Genomic DNA, 19,116 nt, shown 5'->3' on the forward strand with positions numbered 1-19,116 from the left:
ACCGAACGCCGGGCGCGGGGCGCGGTCAAGGCCGCCGGCCGCCTCACCCAAACACCCGCTCCCACAACCCCAGCACCGCCTCCCGCTCCGTCTGCACCAGCGCCGGCACGACGCGCGCCTTCTCCATCCCGTCCAGCCGCAGCTTGTGCTGCAATTTGCGGTAAGTGCGATAGGCCGCGCCGACCGTCTCCGCTTCCGCCTCGCTCATCAAACCGAAGCGCGACACTTCTCGCAGCAACGCGATGTTGCCGGTATTGCGGATCAGCTCGGGATCGCTCGCCGCGTGCAGCAGCACCCAGTACTGCACGGTGAACTCGATATCGACCATACCGCCGCGATCGTGCTTCAGGTCGAACAGCGCCGTATGGTTCGGGTGCCCCGCCTCGACGCGCTCGCGCATCTCGACGATCTCCTTGGCAAGCGGCGCGGCTTCGCGCGGCGTGGTCAGCACCTGTTCGCGGATCGCCTCGAATTTCGCGCCGATCTCGGCATCGCCCGCGCAGTAACGCGCGCGGGTCAGCGCCTGGTGTTCCCAGACCCATGCGGTATTGGCCGCGTCGCCCTCGCGTAGCTGGTAGCGGCGGAACGCGTCGAGATCCGTGACGAGCAGGCCCGATTCGCCATTCGGCCGCAAGCGCAAGTCGACGTCGAACAGCGTGCCCGCACCGGTCGCGGTCGTTAGCCAGGTAATCAGACGGCGTGTGTAGGTGGAGTAAATCTCGGCGGCGGCATCGTCGGCGTCGTCGTAGAGGAAGATCACGTCGAGGTCCGACGCGTAGCCCAGTTCCTTGCCGCCCAGCTTGCCGTACGCGATCACCGCGAAGCGCGGCACCTCGCGGTGACGCTTCGGCAGTTGCTTCCATACTGCTTCGAGCGTGACGTCGAGCACCGCGTCGGCGAGTTCGGACAACCGGTCGCTCACATGCTCGACGCTCAGCTTGCCGGCCAGATCGATCAGCAGGATGCGGAACACCTCGGCCTGGTGCGCGTGGCGCAGCAGGTCCATCTGTTGCTCGACGCCGTCCGAGGCGGCGAGCCGCAAGCGCAGCGTGCGCTTGAACTCGGGCCAGTCGAACGGGCTGTTGATCGCTTCGTCGTCGAGTAGTTCGTCGAGCAGTTGCGGATGGCGAATCAGATAGCCGGCCGCCCAGCGCGACCCGCCCAGCACCGACAGCACCCGATGCAGCGCCTGCGGATATTCGGTCAGCAGCGCCAGATACGCGCCGCGCCGGCTCACCGCTTCGAGCAGATCGAAGAAGCGCGCCACCGTATCGCCGCGCCGCTCGGGCGGCTCGAGCGTGCGCGCGGCTTCCAGCGCCCGCTGCGCCACGATGTCGAAACGTTGCCGGCTACGCTCGGCCAACCCCGCGTAACGCGACGACTGCCACACGCCGCGCAGCCGCGCGAGCAACTCGCCCGGCTCGGCCACGCCCAGTTCGATCAGCCGCGCCTGCAACGCGTCGTCGGCGCTGTCGTCGGCGAGCGCGCTGCTCCAGACCCACGCGGCGGCGCCGTCTTCGGGCGCGCCACAGCCGTCGCGGCCGCTCACCTTGTCGGCGAAAATCTGGTCGAACTGCTGTTCGACGAATTCGCGATGCGCGTCGAGCCTGACCATCAACGCCGCGTAGTCGTCGCAACCCATCGCGCGGGCGAGCGCCATGCGCTCTTCGGGATCGACCGGCATCGCATGGGTTTGCGCGTCGTTGCGATACTGCAACCGGTGTTCGAGTTCGCGCAGAAAACGATAAGCCTGCGAAAGCTTCACGCAGACGGTTGTGTCGATCAGTCCGTGCGTCGCCGCGTGCCGCAATACGGCCAGCGTCGGCCTCACGCGGAAACCGGCATCCTGGCCGCCGCGGATCAACTGGAAGACCTGCGCGCTGAATTCGATTTCGCGGATGCCGCCACGTCCGAGCTTGATGTCGTCGGCCTTATCCGGCCGCATCGACGCACGGCGCTGCGCCTCCTGACGAATCTGCAGATGCAGCGCACGGATCGCGCTGATCACGCCGAAGTCGAGATAGCGGCGATAGACGAACGGCGTCACGATCGCGTTGAGCTGCTTCTGCAATCGCTGCGCGGCGTCGCTCGCACCTTCGGACACGAGCCGGCCCTTGATCCACGCGTAGCGCTCCCACTCGCGGCCCTGCACGTAGAAATACTCTTCGAGCATGCCGAGGCTACACACCAGCGGCCCGGAATCGCCGTTCGGCCGCAGTCGCATATCGACCCGGAACACGTAGCCGTCGGCGCTGACTTCGGCGAGCGCGCCGATCAGCCGCTTACCGAGGCGCGTAAAAAAGTCCTGCGTCGCGATCGGCGAACGTTGGCCGCCCGCGGTCTCGCCGTCCTCTTCATAAATAAAGATCAGGTCGATATCCGACGACACGTTCAGCTCGCGCCCACCGAGCTTACCCATACCGACCACGCCGAGCGCAAGCCGCTCGCCTTCCGGTCCGCGCGGCTCGCCATAGAGCGTTTCGAGATCCGCGGACAACACGGCCAAAGCACGCTGGATCGTCGTTTCGGCCAGGTCGGTCATCGCCCCGGTGACTTCGGCAACGTCCGCCTCGCCGGCCAGATCGCGCTCCATCACGGCGCAAAACACCTCGGTTCGCAACTGACGCAAGGCCCGTTTGAGTGCATCCTCGCTCAACGGCGCGCCATTTACCCAGTTGGCGCCGACGCCGGCCGCTTCCGCGCACAACGCGTCGAAACGCGCGTCGATGCGCTCGCGCGTGAGCGGCGCGGTGGCCAGCGCCGCCACTTGCGCCACGATTTGCGGACGGGCCGTGGCAGCCCGCGCCGCGTAATGTGAATAGGTGGAACTCAGGAGAGTTGCGTCAGTCATCAAGGGTCTGGCTCGCTCGTTGCTTGATCAGCTTGTTCATTTCGCTGTGACACATGGGTCCGGCCGCCCCGCGCAAGTCGCGAGGCGGCATGCAGACAGGGTTTGCAGGAGGTCCGCCTACGCTTTCCCGTGTGTTACATTTCGTCGTTAATTCGCAAAACTACCATACGCCCACCCGCCGCAGCATGTCCGAGCGAAACGAATCCGCCGACCCGCACGAAACCGGGCAGGTCCGGCCAGTGAGCGGAAGCGACCACATCGTGCTGCGTCGGACCTTTCACGTGGTCCTCGCGGTTGCGCTCGTCCTCTACTTCATCGCGGCCGGCCTGTTTCTCGGCTTGCGTTACGTGCTGCTGCCGCGCGTCGACGCATTCCGTCCGCGTATCGAAGCCACCGTGTCGGACAAACTGCATACGCAGTTCACCATCGGCAAGCTGGCGCCCCATTGGAGCGGCTTTCAACCGGGTCTCGACGTCACCGATCTGGTGATTCGCGATCAGGAAGGCAAACCCGCGCTGACCATTCCGCACGCCACCGCCACGCTGTCGTGGAAGTCGCTGTGGCAATTCCATCCGGCGTTGTCCAGTTTGATCGTCGATCAGCCCGACGTGCTGGTATCGCGCAGCAGCGACGGCGTGATGTCGGTGGCGGGCGTGCCGATCCCCACGCGGCACAGCGGCAACGACACGCTCTCCACCTGGCTGCTGCGCCAGCAGGCGATCGTGGTGCGCGGCGGCGTGCTGCGCTGGCGCGACGCCACGCACACCGCGCCGGAGCTCGCGCTGCGCGACATCCGCATTGCGATTCTCAACGACGGCTACGAACACCGCATGGCGCTGCAGGCGCCCGCCGACGGCCAGGTGCTGCACGGTCCGCTCGATTTCCGCACGCATTTCCGGCACACGCCGCTCTCCGCGATCGGCAAGCCGATCAACTGGACCGGCCAGGTGTACATGTCGACCGGGCCGGTGGATCTGCCGGCGCTGGCGCGCTACATCAATCTGCCGATCGAGATGTTCGCCGGACGTATCGACAACGCCATCTGGGCCGACTTCGCCGACGGCCGCATGACCCAGGCGCGCGGTCAGCTCTCCGGCACGGACGTTGCCATGCGCGTGCGTCCCACCCAGCCGAAGCTGCTGGTGCCGGTCGCCCATTTCTCGTGGCAGGTCGAAGTCGAACCGGGCGACTACAAGCTGCAACTGAATCACCTGCACGCCGAACTCGGCCAGCCGCCGCTCGACGACGGCACGCCGCTCACCCGCACGCTCGCGCTCACCACGTTGAACGGCCGCTTCCGGCAGGCTTCGCAGCAGCACGGACAACTCGTCAGCGTGAGCGGCGACCGCGTCGATCTGGGCATCCTCGCGGAATTCAGCCGCGCGCTGCCGCTGCCGCGCCGTCTGCTGAACAACCTCGTGCGCTTCAATCCGCGCGGAATGGTAGCGAACTACGTGATCGAAGTGGAGCGCGGCAAACCCGAGTCGGGTGAAGCGGGCAGCGACCATCAGTCGAGCGGCGCCGAGCCGATCGAACGTTATCGTTTCAAGGGCGACTTGCAAGGCATCAGTGTGGCTGCGCAGGAACCGCCGCCGGGGCTTACGCCGCTGAATCACCCGCGCGCCGGCATTCCCGGTATCGAAAATCTGTGGGGCAGCGTCGACGCCGACGAAAACCATGGCACCGCGCTGCTCGACACGTCCAATGTGGCGATCACGCTGCCCGGCGTGTTCGACGACCCGCGTCTGAAGCTCGACCGTCTGCATGGCCGCGCCGACTGGACCATTACACCGAAGGCGCCCGGCGAAAATCATCCGGGCTTTGCCGTCAAGCTGGCCGACTTCGCCGTCTCGAACGCCGATACGGCGGCCACCGCGACCGCCAGTTACAGCAACCCGGGCCACGGGCGCGGCTCGCTCGATCTGAAGGCCAACTTCGAACGCGCGCAGGTGACGCGCATCGTCCGTTACCTGCCGACCAGCATCAGCGAGAAGCTGCGCATCTATCTCGGTCACGGTCTGCAGGCGGGCATGTCGCGCGGCGCGACGATCGAAATTCATGGCGATCTGACCAAGTTCCCGTACTCGCGCGACCCGAGCGCGGGCATCTTTCAGATCGTCGCGCCGTTCAAGGGCGGCAAGTTCGACCCGTCGCCGTTCCCGCCGCGCAAAATGCGTAACGGCACGCCGAACGTGTGGCCGGCGCTGGACGGCATCGACGGTGTGTTCGCGCTGAAGCAGAACGTGTTGCGCTTCGACATCGACCGCGCGCATTACCAGCGGGTGGCGCTGACGCGCGTCAGCGGCAAGATCGACGATCTCGGCACCAAGGCGTCGAGCCTCGTGATCGACGGCGACGCGCGCGGGCCGCTCGCCGACATGCTCGACTACGTGAACCAGAGCTCGCTCGGCATCATGGCCAGGCACCAGACCGACAAGCTGCACGCGGAAGGACCCGCGTCGCTCGCGCTCAAGCTGACGGTGCCGCGCACGCCGATGCCGCACATCGCCGTGGAAGGCGCGGTCGGTTTCCAGAACAACCGTCTGAGCGTGGACAACGTGCCGCCCCTGTCGCAACTGAAGGGCAAGGTGCGCTTCACCGAACACACGGCGCAGGTCGACCGGCTGTCCGGCCAGTTCCTCGGCGGCGATGTGCATGCGAACGGCGGCCTGAAGCAGAACGGCACGTATGCGCTCGACCTGAACGGACATATCGCCGTCGATGCCGCGCGCGGCCTCAATCTGCACGGTCCCGCCGCGCAGGTGCTGACACGCATGAGCGGCAGCGCGCCCTACGCGCTGAATCTGCGCGGCGCCAAAGGGCATCTGCCGGAAGTGACGGCGAACTCCGATCTGAGCGGGCTCGCGCTCGACTTTCCGGCGCCGTTCGGCAAACTGGTCGGCACGCCGATGCCGCTGCATTTCGCGGTCAATCCGTCCGCCGCGCCGGGCGAAGCCGGTCTGGAACGCGCCGATCTCACCTTCGGACCGGTCGCCGCCACCTATCTGCTGAAATACGAACCCAAGTCGCCGCCGAGCGTGGTGCGCGGCGCGATCGGCGTCAACAAGCCGGCCGATCTGCCGGCCGACGGTGTGATCGCCGCCGTCGACCTCGATACTTTCGACGCCGACGCATGGCGCACGCTCATCACGCAATTGCGCAGCAAGGAAGCGCCCGCCGCCGCACCCGCCGTTGCGGCTGCCACGCCCGCGCCCGCGCCGCCGAACCCGACCGTCACGCAATTCCTGCCGAGCCGCTTCGCGCTGCACATCGGCACGCTGACGCTGCTCAAGCGTCACTGGGACAGCGTGATCGTCGGCGCCTCGCATGCCGACGGTAAATGGCAGGCGAACATCGCGTCGAACCAGGTGTCCGGCCACGTGTCGTGGCTGCCGGGCGCCAACAAGGAATCGCCGGGCACGCTGCAGGCGCGCTTCGCCCGCGTGGTGATTCCGTCGGCCGCCGACAAGGACCTGCTCGGCCAGGCGATGTCGGCCCCGGCGCAGAACATGCCGTCGATCGATCTGGTGGTGAACGAGCTGATCGTGCGTGACCGCAACATTGGCCGCCTCGAAGTCGACGCTCACAATTTCACCGAAGACGGCGTGCCGGTCTGGCAACTCGACAAGCTCGACATCACTAACCCCGCGGCCACGCTGACCGCCACCGCGAACTGGCGCACCTCGACCGGCCTCGGCAATGCCGCCGACGAAACGACGCCGCGCCGCACCGTGTTCGATTTCAAGCTCGACATTAAAGATGCCGGCGCGCTGCTCGAACGCTTCGGCCAGCCGCGTACGCTCAAAGCCGGCGCCGGCTCGCTGTCGGGCAAGGTGGTGTGGCGCGGCGGACCGACCGTGATCGACTATCCGACGCTCAACGGCAACCTCGCCGTCGACCTGCGCCACGGCCAGATTCTCAAGGTCGATCCAGGCGTCGCCAAGCTGCTCGGCGTGCTCAGTCTGCAAAGCCTCGCGCGCGTCGCTACGCTGAACTTCCGCGACGTGATCGGTGAAGGGCTGCCGTTCGAACATGTGACCGGCACCGCGCAGATCCACGACGGAATCGGCCGCACCGAGAACTTCGAAATGGTCACCGCACCGGCCCGCGCCGAGATGAAAGGCACGCTCGATCTCGCGCAGGAAACCCAGGATCTGCACGTGCAGATCGTGCCGACGGTCAGCGCCGGCGCCGCGGTGGTCGCCGCGGCGGTGATCAATCCGCTGCTCGGCGTGGGCGCGCTGGTGGCCGATCTGGCGTTCAGCAAATCCGTCTCCCACGCGTTCGCACGCGAATATGCGATCACCGGTTCGTGGTCGAAACCGCACGTTGAGCGGGTCAAGGGCGATCGCGGTAAGATGGACGCTCCGGCTTCGACCGTGGAAGCGCACTGAGCTCTATTCGACCCTTTGCCCGGTCGGACACGCGCGGTGCCACACCGGCGGCCCAGCCAGCCTTGAACGACGTAGGCGGCGCCAGCGGATCGCGCCGCCGCCCTGCCGGGAGTTTTTCGAAACGCTCATGAGCGAAACACACGTCTCTTCAACCGTATCCAGCGGCTCACTGGACAGCGTCTTTCGCGTCGCCGCGTTGCAGATGGTCAGCACGCCGGAGCCCGAACGCAATCTCGCCGAAGCGCAACGCCTGATCGCCGAAGCCGCCGCCGACGGCGCGCAACTGGTTCTGCTGCCCGAATACTTCTGCTTCATGGGCTTCAAGGACACCGACAAGCTGGCGGTGCGCGAGCCCTACCAGGACGGCCCGATCCAGCGTTTTCTCGCCGACGCCGCGCGCCGTCACAAGATCTGGGTGATCGGTGGCACGCTGCCGCTCACGGCGCCAGAGGCGTCGCGCGTGCTGAACACCACGCTGGTGTTCGACCCGCACGGCAACGAGGCCGCCCGCTACGACAAGATCCACCTGTTCAACTTCGAAAAGGGTGAGGAATCGTTCGACGAAGCGCGCACCATTCGCCCCGGCGACGAAGTCCGCACGTTCGAAGCGCCGTTCGGCCGCGTCGGCCTGTCGGTCTGCTACGATCTGCGCTTTCCGGAGCTGTACCGGCGCATGGGCGACTGCGCGCTGATCGTGGTGCCGTCGGCGTTCACTTACACCACCGGCCGCGCCCATTGGGAAATGCTGCTGCGAGCCCGCGCGGTCGAAAACCAGTGTTACGTGCTGGCCGCCGCGCAAGGCGGGAAACACGAAAACGGCCGCCGGACCTGGGGCCACAGCATGCTGATCGACCCGTGGGGTGAAATCGTCGCGGTGCGCGACGAGGGCGCCGGCGTGGTCGCCGGCAATCTCGAGCGTGCGCGCATCGACGAGGTGCGGCAGAGCCTGCCCGCCTGGCGTCATCGTGTGCTTAGTTGATTACCGGGCTGAATCCCGCGCGGCATTGAAAGTGCGGCGCCTGCCACTCATATAGTGAGCGTGGCGCTAACCGAATCCTTCGTATCGAGCAGAACATACTTCGCATGAACATCATCGAACCCGGTATCCGTAATCTCGCCACCGCCAAGGACATCCTCCTGACGCCCTACGGTCTCGACGAATCCCTGCTCACCCGCACGCTCGCCGAAATCTTCACGCATCGTATCGATTACGCGGATCTGTACTTCCAGTACACGCGCAGCGAGGCGTGGAGTCTCGAAGAAGGCATCGTGAAGTCGGGCAGTTTCAGCATCGACCAGGGCGTCGGCGTGCGCGCCATATCGGGCGACCGCACGGCGTTCGCTTATTCGGACGACCTGTCGCCCGAAGCGATTCGCCAGGCCGCCATTGCCACGCGCGCCATCGCCAAAGTGGGCGGCGGCAAGCAGAAGATCAAGGCGGCTTCGTCGCTGGTCGGCATTGCCGGGCGCGATCTGTATCTGCCGTCCGATCCGCTCCATTCGCTCGACGCCACCGCCAAGGTCAAACTGCTCGAGCGCGTCGAACAGATGGCGCGCGGCCGCGATCCGCGCATCCAGCAGGTCATGGCCGGCCTCGCCGGTGAATACGACGTGGTGCTGGTGGCGCGCAGCGACGGCGGCTTCGCGGCCGACATCCGGCCGCTGGTGCGCGTGTCGGTCACGGTGATCGCCGAGCAGAACGGCCGCCGCGAAATCGGCAGCGGCGGCGGCGGCGGCCGCTTCGACTATGGCTATTTCACTGATGAAGTGCTGTCGGGTTACGTCGACGACGCCGTTCACGCCGCGCTGGTGAATCTGGACGCGCGTCCGGCGCCGGCCGGCGCGATGACCGTCGTGCTCGGGCCGGGCTGGCCCGGCGTGCTGCTGCACGAAGCGATCGGTCACGGACTTGAAGGCGACTTCAACCGCAAGGGTTCGTCGGCATTCGCGGGACGCATCGGCGAACAGGTCGCCGCCAAGGGCGTCACCGTGGTCGACGACGGCACGTTGCCGAATCGCCGCGGCTCGCTGAATATCGACGACGAAGGCAATCCGACCCAGTGCACCACGCTGATCGAAGACGGCATCCTGAAGGGCTACATTCAGGACACGCTGAACGCGCGTCTGATGAAGATGCCGGTCACGGGCAACGCGCGCCGTGAGTCGTACGCCGCGCTGCCAATGCCGCGCATGACCAACACTTACATGCTGAACGGCGACAAGGACCCCAAGGAAATCATCGAGTCGGTCAAGAACGGCTTGTATGCGGTGAACTTCGGCGGCGGTCAGGTGGACATCACCAACGGCAAGTTCGTGTTCTCGGCTTCCGAGGCGTACATGATCGAAAACGGCAAGGTCACGTACCCGGTGAAGGGCGCGACGCTGATCGGCAGCGGCCCGGAATCGCTCAAGTTCGTCAGCATGATCGGCAACGACATGAAGCTCGATTCGGGCGTGGGCGTATGCGGCAAGGAAGGCCAGAGCGTGCCGGTGGGCGTCGGCCAGCCGACACTGCGAATCGACCGGATGACAGTGGGCGGCACGGCCTGATTTTTGAAGAAAATGCATACTTCGTGAGCGTTTAGCATGAAGTATGCGGATTTCCCGCATTTTTGCACCCCACGGCTTGCACCGCACGGTCTGCCCGGGTTATAAAGTCACTCACCCTTTTGATCAGCGACCCCATTTCGCCATGTCCGCCAAGTTTTACTTTTACTTTTTTTGGCATCTCAGACCGCTGGCGGATCGAGAGGGGTGTTAGTGCACGCAAGACACCAAGAATTCCCGAAAAACCGCCAGCCAGTCTGGCGGTTTTTTTTCGTCTCACGCCTTTGAAACCGAACACGCTACGAACCGATTCAGGAGAAACACCATGCCCCCGCACAACACCGACGATGTCCGTATCCGCGAATTGAAAGAACTCACGCCGCCCGCTCACCTGATCCGCGAATTCGCCTGCGACGAAACGGTGTCCGACGTGATCTACCACTCGCGTAACGCGATGCATCGCATTCTGCATGGCATGGAAGACCGCCTGATCGTCATCATCGGGCCGTGCTCGATTCACGACACTAAAGCGGCAATGGAATACGCCGGCCGCCTCGTCGAGCAACGCAAGCGGTTCGCCGGCGAACTCGAAATCGTGATGCGCGTGTACTTCGAAAAGCCTCGCACCACGGTGGGCTGGAAGGGTCTCATCAATGACCCGCACATGGACAACAGCTTCAAGATCAACGACGGCCTGCGCACCGCGCGCGAACTGCTGTTGCGCATCAACGAACTCGGCTTGCCGGCCGGCACCGAATACCTCGACATGATCAGCCCGCAGTACATCGCGGATCTGATCTCGTGGGGCGCGATCGGCGCGCGCACGACCGAATCGCAGGTGCACCGCGAGTTGGCCTCGGGGCTGTCGTGCCCGGTCGGGTTCAAGAACGGCACGGACGGCAACGTCAAGATCGCCGTCGACGCCATCAAGGCCGCCTCGCAGCCGCACCATTTCCTGTCGGTGACCAAGGGCGGCCACTCGGCGATCGTGTCGACCGCCGGCAACGAAGATTGCCACATCATCCTGCGCGGCGGCAAAACGCCGAACTACGACGCGGACAGCGTCAACGCCGCGTGCGCGGACATCGGCAAGGCGGGTCTGGCCGCGCGTCTGATGATCGACGCGAGCCACGCGAACAGTTCGAAGAAGCACGAGAACCAGATTCCGGTGTGCGCCGATATCGGCCGCCAGATTGCTTCGGGTGACGAACGGATTGTCGGCGTGATGGTGGAATCGCATCTCGTGGCGGGACGCCAGGATCTGCAGGAAGGCTGTGCGCTCACTTACGGCCAGAGCATCACCGACGCCTGCATCGGTTGGGACGAAAGTATCGGCGTGCTGGAAGGTCTCGCCGACGCGGTCAAGCAACGGCGCGTGGCACGCGGCAGCGGCAACTGAAACGCGCTGCGATCGCGGTAAGGTTTCATCGAAAAAACCCGGCTCATCGCGCCGGGTTTTTTTATTGGCCGAACGGACGAATGGTGTTCAGCGAGCCACCTCTGTACCGTAACGATTCAGCGCCGGGTCGAAGAGGACTTGACCAGGCGGAAGGTTACGTATAATATTTTGTACATGAAGGGTGGTTATGGCTTGTGAAAAAGAACTCCGCTGGATGGGCTCCAGCTATCGCGATTTACTCACCTTTCCCGAAGAAGCGCGCCGGCAAGCCGGGTTTCAGCTTGGCAAAATTCAGGCAGGCCTCGACCCCGACGACTGGAAGTCGTTTGATTCGATCGGACCCGGCACGCGTGAAATTCGCATCAAAGAGGCTAACGGTATTTTTCGCATCATGTACGTGACCAAGTTTGTGAATGCGCTATACGTGCTTCACTGTTTACAGAAGAAAACGCAAACGCTCACGCCGCATGACAGAAAGATTGCCGAAACGCGTTATCGTGCCATTATTAATGATAGGAAAACTTAACAAATGACGATCGACACCAAAATTCGTCACGTGTCCAAGCCTGGCGCTAATCTGTTCCTCGAACTCGGCTTTTCCGTCGACGAGGGGAAGCGCCTGCATGCCGCGTCGCAAAAGCAGATCAACGACACGCGGCTGCTCAAGGAGCAACTCATGACAGAACTGTCCAGCTGGATCGAACAGCATCATTTGAAACAGGCGGAGGCGGCCGAGGTCCTGATGGTGTCGCGCCCGCGCGTGTCCGACGTGGTCAACAAGAAGACCACCAAGTTCACCATTGATACGCTGGTGGAAATGATGAGCCGGATCGGCAAGCCGGTCAGGTTGGCGGTTGGGTAACGCGGTTGGCTATTTAGCCCCGCGCTCGTGCTGCCACAGCACATCGGCACCGCCGTCCGCACGGTTGAGCACCCGCGCGAGCACGAACAGCAGATCGGACAAACGGTTCACATACTGGCGCGGCGCAGCGTTGATTTCCTCGTGCTCACCCAGCGCCACGATCGCCCGTTCAGCACGGCGGCACACGGTCCGGCACACGTGAGCGAGCGCCGCCGCGCGCGAACCGCCGGGCAGAATGAACTCCTTTAGCGGCGGCAAGCTGGCGTTGTAATCGGCGAGCCAATCGTCGAGTTGGGCGAGGTGCCGGTCGGTAATCATCGTGTGACCGGGAATGCAGAGTTCGCCGCCCAGATCGAACAGATCATGCTGAATCGCGATCAGCGCCGCGCGCACGTTGTCGGGCAGCGTTTCACACAGCAGCACGCCGAGATTCGAGTTGAGTTCGTCCACGTCGCCGATCGCGGCGATACGTGCGCTGTCCTTGCCCACGCGGCGGCCGTCGCCGAGGCCGGTGGTGCCGTCGTCGCCGGTACGGGTGGCGATCTTGCTCAAGCGGTTGCCCATGCTGTCTCCCATGCAATTCAGTGGCGATGCGTGCACGCCCTGCGGCCCGGCCAGGTCCAGAAACCCTCACCGGCCACCGCGTTTATCCATATTGCGCGCATCGTGAAGTCGCCGCCATTATAGGAGCGCGAGCCGCTCCGAACGCCGGCCCATGGGCGATCGGCGTAAAATGAAGTAGATGCTGTAGAAGCGCTCTGCCCACACTTTGCGCCCGCTTTGCCCCATAGATCAGGAGACATGCGTGAACCATCCCGTGCCGCCGGCCCCGCTGCGCCGGCCGTTTCCCGCCGAATTGCTGAGCGCGCTCAAGGCCGCTTTCGGCGAGCGCGTGTCGGTAGCCGAAGCCGTGCGCGCTCATCATGGCCGCGACGAGTCGCCGTTCGATCCCCAACTGCCCGACGCGGTCGTCTTCGCCCGCACGACCGAAGACGTGCAAACCGTCGTCACGCTGTGCGGCCCGTACAACGTGCCGATCATTCCGTACGGCAACGGCTCTTCGCTCGAAGGACATTTGCTGGCGGTGCAAGGCGGCGTGTCGATCGACCTATCGGAAATGAACCGGGTCCTGTCGATCAACGCCGAAGACCTCACCGTCACCGTCGAACCGGGTATCTCGCGCAAGCAGCTGAACGAGGCACTGCGCGACACCGGTCTGTTCTTCCCGATCGACCCGGGTGCGGACGCGAGCATTGGCGGCATGTCGGCTACGCGCGCCTCGGGCACCAACGCCGTGCGTTACGGCACGATGCGCGAGAACGTGCTCGGCCTGACCGTGGTGCTGGCCGACGGCCGCGTGATCAAGACCGGCACGCGAGCCCGCAAATCGTCCGCGGGCTACGACCTCACGCGCCTGTTCGTCGGCTCGGAAGGCACGCTCGGCGTGATCACCGAAATCACCGTGCGCCTGTATCCGCAACCTGAAGCGGTATCGGCTGCGGTCTGCACGTTTCCGTCCATGGGCGACGCGGTGCGCACCGTCATCGAAACGATCCAGATGGGCGTGCCGATCGCGCGCGTCGAGTTCGTCGACGCGCTCGCCATCCGCTCGATCAACCGTCATTCGAATCTGACGCTGCGTGAAGCACCCACGCTGTTCTTCGAGTTTCACGGCACGGAAGCCGGCGTGAAAGAACAGGCGGAGCTGGTGCAGGAAATCGCCGCGCAGAATTCGGGCGAAGGCTTCGAATGGGCCACCCGGCCGGAAGACCGCAGCCGTCTGTGGAACGCCCGTCACAACGCCTACTTCGCGATGCTGCAACTGAAGCCCGGTTGCCGCGCCGTGACCACCGACGTCTGCGTGCCGATCTCGCGCCTCGCCGAATGCGTGGAGGAAACGGAGCGGGATCTGAACGCGTCGCCGTTGCCCTGCCCGATCGTCGGCCATGTGGGAGACGGCAATTTCCATGTGGTGATCCTGATCGATCCGGACAAGCCGGAAGAGCTTGCCGAAGCGGAGCGCCTCAACCTTCGGATCGTCCAACGCGCGCTGCGCATGGACGGCACCTGTACGGGCGAACACGGCGTCGGCCTGCACAAGATGGGCTTTCTGCTCGAAGAACACGGCGACGTTGCCGTCGACACGATGCGTTCCATCAAGCACGCACTCGATCCACGCAATCTGATGAACCCCGGCAAGATTTTTAGTTGGGCGGCTTGACGGGTTAGCGGGCTTTACCGCTGCGAGACGCACGAGGAGACAAGTCACATGAACGCACCCGCTGAACTGACGGCAGAAGTACTCGCCCAGCGCCAGCGCGAAGTTGTGCAAGCGCTGATGGCCGTATTGCCGACGCACTGTCTGCTGTATCGGGAAGAAGACACCGTCGCTTACGAATGCGACGGCCTGGCCGCGTACCGGCGTCTGCCGCTCGCGGTTGCGTTGCCGGAAACGGAATCGCAGGTGCAGCGCATCGTGCAGATCTGCCACCGTCTCGACGTGCCGATCGTGCCGCGCGGCGCGGGCACCGGCTTGTCCGGCGGCGCGATGCCGATCCGGCACGGCGTGGTGGTGTCGCTCGCGCGCTTCAGGAAGATCGTCGAAGTCGATTCGTACGCGCGAACCGCCACCGTGCAGCCGGGCGTGCGCAATCTGTCGATTTCCGAAGCCGCCGCGCCGTACGGCTTGTACTACGCACCCGACCCGTCGTCGCAGATTGCCTGCACGATCGGCGGCAACGTGTCGGAGAATTCCGGCGGCGTCCACTGCCTCAAATACGGCCTCACCGTGCACAACGTGCTGCGCGTACGCGCGGTCACCATGGAAGGCGAGATCGTCGAATTCGGCTCGCTCGCGCCGGACGCGCCCGGTCTCGATCTGCTGGCGGTGCTGATCGGCAGCGAGGGCATGTTCGCGGTCGTCACGGAAGTCACCGTCAAGCTGATCCCGAAACCGCAAATGGCGCAGGTCATCATGGCCAGTTTCGACGACGTCGTGAAAGGCGGCAACGCGGTTGCCGGCATCATTGCCGCGGGCATCATCCCGGCAGGTCTGGAGATGATGGACAAGCCGGCTACCCGCGCGGTCGAGGAATTCGTCAAGGCGGGCTACGACCTCGACGCGGCGGCGATCCTGCTGTGCGAATCGGACGGCACGGTCGAAGAAGTCGCTGACGAAATCGTCCGCATGACCGCGGTGCTGCGTGAACAGGGCGCCACCCGCATCCAGATTTCGCGCTCGGAAAGCGAGCGGCTGCGCTTCTGGTCCGGCCGCAAGAACGCGTTTCCCGCTGCCGGCCGCATTTCACCCGACTACTACTGCATGGACGGCACGGTGCCGCGCCGCAGTATCGGGCCGCTGCTGGCGCGCATCGAAGAGATGGAGAAGAAGTACGGGTTGCGCTGCATCAACGTGTTCCATGCGGGCGACGGCAATATGCATCCACTGATCCTGTTCAACGGCAACGATCAGGATGAGTGGCACCGGGCCGAGGCGTTTGGTTGCGACATCCTCGAAGCCTGCGTCGAACTGGGTGGCACCGTGACCGGCGAGCACGGCGTCGGCATCGAGAAGATCAATTCGATGTGCGTGCAGTTCTCGCCCGAGGAGCGCGACACGTTCCACGCGGTCAAACGAGCCTTCGACGCACCCGGCCTGCTCAACCCCGACAAGGGCATTCCGACCCGGGCGCGCTGCGCGGAATACGGCAAGATGCACGTGCGGGGCGGTTTGCTGCCCCACCCGGACCTGCCGCGTTTCTAACGCCTGCGTAACACATGGCATAAGACAGGACACAAGGCAGGCAGACGGCACGCCGCAACGCGCCGCCTAATAACCCGCCCCCGACAAGCGCCGCCCGCAGCCTGCTGCGGCGGCGCTTTCAACCCCACTACCCTGATTACCCGATGCGGGTCCGCTCCTGGTTGCCAGCGAGCCCCCGCCCGGTACAATCGATCGAAACACAACGAAGCAGGACACCATGGAAGAGGACGACATCGTCGCCGTATGGTCGGAACGCGTGCGTTCCGCCAGCGCCGAGGGACGCGCGTTGCGCATCCGTGGCGGCGGCACCAAAGACTGGTACGGCCAGACGCTGGAAGGTGACATCCTCGATACGCGCGCTTATCGCGGCATCATTGCTTACGATCCGGCGGAGCTGGTCATCACCGCGCGCGCGGGCACGCCCTTGCTGGAGATCGAAGCCGCGCTCGCCGAACATCACCAGATGCTCGCCTTCGAGCCACCGCATTTCGGGCCGCAGGCCACCTTCGGCGGCTGCATCGCGGCCGGCATCGCCGGGCCGCGCCGTCCCGCGGCAGGCGCCGCACGCGACTTCGTGCTCGGCGCTGTCATCATGAACGGCCAGGGGCAGAAATTGCACTTCGGCGGCCAGGTCGTGAAGAACGTGGCCGGTTACGACGTCTCGCGTCTGATGGCGGGCTCGCTCGGCACGCTCGGCCTGATCCTCGAACTGTCGATCAAGGTCTTGCCGCTGCCGCAAGCCGAAACCACCCTCAAGTTCGACATGAACGGCACCGACGCGGTCCGCAAGCTCAACGAATGGGGCGGCCGGCCGTTGCCGATCACCGCGAGCGCATGGCGTCACGGCACGCTTGCCGTGCGGCTCGCCGGCGCGGAATCCGCGGTCAAGGCGGCGCGCTCGGCACTCGGCGGTGAGGTCGTCGACGCGGTCGAAGCGGAACGCTTCTGGGCCGGTCTGCGCGAGCAAACCGACTCGTTTTTTGCGGCAATTCCGCCGAAAGCCGCGTTGTGGCGTCTGGCGTTACCGTCGATCACCGAGCCGCTGCAATTGCCCGGCGCGCAATTGATGGAATGGGGCGGCGGCCAGCGCTGGTGGATCACCGACACCGACGCGCAAACCGTGCGCATCAGCGCCAGACAGGCCGGCGGCCACGCCACGATTTTCCGCACCGGCCTCGGTTACGACCGCGGCGCCGGTGTCTTCACGCCGCTGCCCACTCCGCTGATGAAAATCCATCGCGGCCTGAAAACCGCCTTCGACCCGGCCCGCATCTTCAATCGCGGCCGTCTCTACCCCGACTTCTGAGCGACGCGATGCAAACCAACCTCGCGGACTTCATTCGCAATACGCCCGACGGCGACGAAGCCGACGCTATCCTGCGCAATTGCGTGCACTGCGGGTTCTGCACGGCCACCTGTCCCACTTATCAGATTCTCGGCGACGAACTCGACGGCCCGCGCGGGCGCATCTATCTGATCAAGCAGATGGTGGAAGGCGCGCCGGTCACGCGCAGCACCCAGGTTCACCTGGACCGCTGCCTGACCTGCCGCAATTGCGAAACGACCTGCCCGTCCGGCGTGCAATACGGCCGGCTGGTGGAAATCGGCCGCAAGATCGCCGAGGAAAAAGTCACGCGTCCGGCCGGCCAGCGGCTGGTGCGCCGGTTGCTCGCGAGCTTCGTGCCGAACAGCGCGTTGTTCACGCCGACCATGCGGATCGGCCAGCACTTCCGCGCGCTGTTGCCGAAGAAACTGCGCGACAAGGTGCCCGCGCGGCAGCGTCCGCTCGAATGGCCGACGGCGAAACACGAGCGCAAGATGCTGATGCTGGCGGGCTGCGTGCAACCGTCGATGATGCCGAATGTGAATATCGCGACCGCCCGCGTGCTGGACGCGCTCGGCGTGGAAACGCTGATCGCGCCGGACGCCGGCTGCTGCGGCGCGATCCGCCTGCATCTGGGCTATAACGACGAAGCGCTCGACGATCTGCGCGCCAACATCGACGCATGGTGGCCGTACGTCGAACAGGGTGTGGAAGCGATCGTGATGAACGCGTCCGGTTGCGGCGCGACGGTCAAGGAATACGCGCACCTGCTGCGCGACGATCCGGCGTATGCGGAGAAGGCCGCGCGGATCGTGGCGTTGACGCGCGACATCGCGGAAATTCTGCCGGAGTTCGAGGAAGCGCTGGTCGCCGTCACGCGCCGCCGCGCGGTCCATACGGTGGCGTTTCATCCGCCTTGCACGTTGCAGCACGGTCAGCAGGTGCGCGGCCGGGTCGAACATGTGCTGGCGGCGCTCGGCGTGGAAGTGCGGCTGCCCGCCGACAGTCATCTCTGCTGCGGTTCCGCCGGCACTTACTCGCTGACGCAACCCAAGCTCTCGTACGCGCTGCGCGATCAGAAGCTCGAACGGCTGCAGGCGCAGGAGCCGCAGGTGATCGTGTCGGCGAACGTCGGCTGCATTGCGCATCTGCAAAGCGGCACGCAGACGCCGGTCGCGCACTGGATCGAATTGGTCGAGCACATGCTGTCCGTATAATCGGAGCATCGCCTTTACCGGTTTCCGCCTACGTGCCATGCCCGATCTGATTCACAACCTCGAAGCGGTGCAGCAGCGCATCGCTGCCGCCGCGCACGTGGCCGAACGCGACCCGCGTTCGATCACGCTGCTCGCGGTCTCCAAGACCTTTCCCGCCGAAGACGTACGCGCCGCGCACGCCGCCGGCCAGCGCGCGTTCGGTGAAAACTACGTGCAGGAATCGCTGACCAAGATCGACACGCTCGCCGATCTGCGCGCGTCGCTCGAATGGCATTTCATCGGTCCGTTGCAGTCGAACAAGACGCGGCCGGTTGCTGAGCAATTCGACTGGGTGCATTCAGTCGACCGGCTGAAAATCGCGCAGCGGTTGTCGGAGCAGCGGCCCGACAATCTGCCGCCGCTGAACGTGTGCCTGCAGGTGAATATCAGCGGCGAGGCGTCGAAGAGCGGCGTGAGCGTGGCCGAGGCGGTGGAAGTCGCGCAGGCGATCGCCGCGCTGCCGAAGCTGAATTTGCGCGGCCTGATGGCGATTCCGGAACCGGCCGGCAGCATCGACGATCAACGTGTGCCGCATCGCCAGTTGCGCGAGTTGTTCGAGCGTCTGCGCGACGACGGACTCGAACTCGATACGTTGTCGATGGGCATGTCGAGCGACCTCGAAGCCGCCGTGCTCGAAGGCGCGACGATGGTGCGCGTCGGCACCGCGATTTTCGGCGCACGAGATTACTCCAACTGACTCGTGTGAGCCCTTTGTCGATT

The 19,116-nt window shown here is 64.9% G+C and carries 13 protein-coding genes; 11 read left to right on the forward strand and 2 right to left on the reverse strand.

Annotated elements, in window-relative coordinates:
* Window positions 1-43: 43 nt before the first annotated feature.
* Window positions 44-2,851: a bifunctional [glutamate--ammonia ligase]-adenylyl-L-tyrosine phosphorylase/[glutamate--ammonia-ligase] adenylyltransferase gene (gene glnE, locus FA94_RS17135; protein WP_035553280.1), complete on the reverse strand. Its 2,808-nt coding sequence runs from the start codon at window positions 2,849-2,851 to the stop codon at window positions 44-46.
* 185 nt (window positions 2,852-3,036) lie between these two features.
* Here glnE and FA94_RS17140 point away from each other — a divergent pair, with 185 nt between their 5' ends.
* From FA94_RS17140 to FA94_RS17165, 6 genes are all read left to right on the forward strand, one after another.
* Window positions 3,037-7,245 carry a YhdP family protein gene (locus tag FA94_RS17140; RefSeq protein WP_035562403.1) on the forward strand — a complete coding sequence of 1,403 codons (4,209 nt, stop codon included), beginning with the start codon at window positions 3,037-3,039 and terminating at the stop codon, window positions 7,243-7,245.
* Between the two features lie 127 nt (window positions 7,246-7,372).
* The gene (locus FA94_RS17145) at window positions 7,373-8,224 is read left to right on the forward strand and encodes a carbon-nitrogen hydrolase family protein (RefSeq protein WP_035553282.1); all 852 of its coding nucleotides are present in this window, start codon (window positions 7,373-7,375) and stop codon (window positions 8,222-8,224) included.
* 104 nt (window positions 8,225-8,328) lie between these two features.
* Window positions 8,329-9,795, forward strand: coding sequence for a metalloprotease TldD (gene tldD, locus FA94_RS17150; protein WP_035553285.1), 1,467 nt, complete (start codon window positions 8,329-8,331; stop codon window positions 9,793-9,795).
* Window positions 9,796-10,117: 322 nt separating this feature from the next.
* Complete coding sequence (gene aroG / locus FA94_RS17155; RefSeq protein ID WP_035553288.1) at window positions 10,118-11,191, forward strand: 3-deoxy-7-phosphoheptulonate synthase AroG; 1,074 nt, start codon at window positions 10,118-10,120, stop codon at window positions 11,189-11,191.
* 187 nt (window positions 11,192-11,378) lie between these two features.
* Window positions 11,379-11,717 carry a type II toxin-antitoxin system RelE/ParE family toxin gene (locus FA94_RS17160; protein ID WP_035553290.1) on the forward strand — a complete coding sequence of 113 codons (339 nt, stop codon included), beginning with the start codon at window positions 11,379-11,381 and terminating at the stop codon, window positions 11,715-11,717.
* Window positions 11,718-11,720: 3 nt separating this feature from the next.
* The gene (locus FA94_RS17165) at window positions 11,721-12,053 is read left to right on the forward strand and encodes a helix-turn-helix domain-containing protein (RefSeq protein WP_035553293.1); all 333 of its coding nucleotides are present in this window, start codon (window positions 11,721-11,723) and stop codon (window positions 12,051-12,053) included.
* Between the two features lie 9 nt (window positions 12,054-12,062).
* Here the strand turns inward: FA94_RS17165 and FA94_RS17170 are convergent, their stop codons facing one another.
* The gene (locus FA94_RS17170) at window positions 12,063-12,617 is read right to left on the reverse strand and encodes a cob(I)yrinic acid a,c-diamide adenosyltransferase (RefSeq protein ID WP_035553296.1); all 555 of its coding nucleotides are present in this window, start codon (window positions 12,615-12,617) and stop codon (window positions 12,063-12,065) included.
* A gap of 241 nt (window positions 12,618-12,858) precedes the next feature.
* On the opposite strand from FA94_RS17170, the gene FA94_RS17175 reads away from it, so the two are divergent.
* From FA94_RS17175 to FA94_RS17195, 5 genes are all read left to right on the forward strand, one after another.
* Complete coding sequence (locus FA94_RS17175; RefSeq protein WP_035553298.1) at window positions 12,859-14,274, forward strand: FAD-linked oxidase C-terminal domain-containing protein; 1,416 nt, start codon at window positions 12,859-12,861, stop codon at window positions 14,272-14,274.
* Between the two features lie 48 nt (window positions 14,275-14,322).
* Complete coding sequence (locus FA94_RS17180) at window positions 14,323-15,816, forward strand: FAD-linked oxidase C-terminal domain-containing protein (protein WP_035553301.1); 1,494 nt, start codon at window positions 14,323-14,325, stop codon at window positions 15,814-15,816.
* A 217-nt stretch (window positions 15,817-16,033) separates the two neighbouring features.
* Window positions 16,034-17,122 carry a glycolate oxidase subunit GlcE gene (gene glcE / locus FA94_RS17185; protein WP_035553303.1) on the forward strand — a complete coding sequence of 363 codons (1,089 nt, stop codon included), beginning with the start codon at window positions 16,034-16,036 and terminating at the stop codon, window positions 17,120-17,122.
* Window positions 17,123-17,130: 8 nt separating this feature from the next.
* Window positions 17,131-18,357 (forward strand): glycolate oxidase subunit GlcF, encoded by a 1,227-nt coding sequence (glcF, locus tag FA94_RS17190; RefSeq protein WP_035553306.1) that lies wholly within the window; start codon window positions 17,131-17,133, stop codon window positions 18,355-18,357.
* Between the two features lie 37 nt (window positions 18,358-18,394).
* Window positions 18,395-19,093 (forward strand): YggS family pyridoxal phosphate-dependent enzyme, encoded by a 699-nt coding sequence (locus tag FA94_RS17195; protein ID WP_035553308.1) that lies wholly within the window; start codon window positions 18,395-18,397, stop codon window positions 19,091-19,093.
* The last annotated feature ends 23 nt before the right edge of the window (window positions 19,094-19,116 follow it).

Source organism: Burkholderia sp. 9120 (assembly GCF_000745015.1).
Taxonomy (GTDB): domain Bacteria; phylum Pseudomonadota; class Gammaproteobacteria; order Burkholderiales; family Burkholderiaceae; genus Paraburkholderia.

Excerpts from the sequence above, each read along its gene's own strand:
- glcF (WP_035553306.1), top strand. The coding sequence starts at position 17,131 with ATGCAAACCAACCTCGCGGACTTCATTCGCAATACGCCCGACGGCGAC.
- glnE (WP_035553280.1), bottom strand. The coding sequence starts at position 2,851 with ATGACTGACGCAACTCTCCTGAGTTCCACCTATTCACATTACGCGGCG.
- glcE (WP_035553303.1), top strand. The coding sequence starts at position 16,034 with ATGGAAGAGGACGACATCGTCGCCGTATGGTCGGAACGCGTGCGTTCC.
- aroG (WP_035553288.1), top strand. The coding sequence starts at position 10,118 with ATGCCCCCGCACAACACCGACGATGTCCGTATCCGCGAATTGAAAGAA.
- FA94_RS17140 (WP_035562403.1), top strand. The coding sequence starts at position 3,037 with ATGTCCGAGCGAAACGAATCCGCCGACCCGCACGAAACCGGGCAGGTC.
- tldD (WP_035553285.1), top strand. The coding sequence starts at position 8,329 with ATGAACATCATCGAACCCGGTATCCGTAATCTCGCCACCGCCAAGGAC.
- FA94_RS17170 (WP_035553296.1), bottom strand. The coding sequence starts at position 12,617 with ATGGGCAACCGCTTGAGCAAGATCGCCACCCGTACCGGCGACGACGGC.
- FA94_RS17160 (WP_035553290.1), top strand. The coding sequence starts at position 11,379 with ATGGCTTGTGAAAAAGAACTCCGCTGGATGGGCTCCAGCTATCGCGAT.
- FA94_RS17195 (WP_035553308.1), top strand. The coding sequence starts at position 18,395 with ATGCCCGATCTGATTCACAACCTCGAAGCGGTGCAGCAGCGCATCGCT.
- FA94_RS17145 (WP_035553282.1), top strand. The coding sequence starts at position 7,373 with ATGAGCGAAACACACGTCTCTTCAACCGTATCCAGCGGCTCACTGGAC.
- FA94_RS17180 (WP_035553301.1), top strand. The coding sequence starts at position 14,323 with ATGAACGCACCCGCTGAACTGACGGCAGAAGTACTCGCCCAGCGCCAG.
- FA94_RS17165 (WP_035553293.1), top strand. The coding sequence starts at position 11,721 with ATGACGATCGACACCAAAATTCGTCACGTGTCCAAGCCTGGCGCTAAT.